This is a genomic window from Bacillus cereus group sp. BfR-BA-01524 (genome assembly GCF_022662595.1).
In the GTDB taxonomy this organism is placed as follows: domain Bacteria; phylum Bacillota; class Bacilli; order Bacillales; family Bacillaceae_G; genus Bacillus_A; species Bacillus_A thuringiensis_S.
On record NZ_JAKUDW010000289.1, the window covers coordinates 1 to 464 of the forward strand.

Sequence of the window (464 nt, forward strand, 5' to 3'; positions counted from 1 at the left end):
CATTTCCTGATGCGCCACCCCATCCGGCAATTTCTCCCATTTTACCCCAGAAGCCTCCGCCATTAATTTCAAGTTCTTGATTTGTTAAAGTTTCAAGATTTTTGTTTAATTCGTTAGTATTCATTTAGAAACACTCCTTTTTTAAAAATATATAGATTTTTTGTTTCGAAAATGTTTTTGATAGTTGTAATGATTATTTAAAAAAAAGATGGCTTAAAGACCATCTTTTTTTACTGTTCGTACATACTATAGCAGTTTGCTCTTGCATTAGTTCTAGGAGCATAATATTTATCACAAAACTTATGTTTTTGATCATTTTTTGATGCTCCACCATAGCCGACAAATTCTCCTACTTTACCCCAGAAGCCTCCGCCATTAATTTCAAGTTCTTGATTTGTTAAAGTTTCAAGATTTTTGTTTAATTTCTTAGTATTCATTTTAGAAAACCTCTTTTTGAAATATAT

At 30.6% G+C, this 464-nt stretch carries 1 pseudogene; it reads right to left on the minus strand.

The features are described 5' to 3' along the window. Positions 1 to 230 precede the first annotated feature (230 nt). A pseudogene (locus MR170_RS31105) lies at positions 231 to 464 on the minus strand (hypothetical protein); the annotation flags it as partial.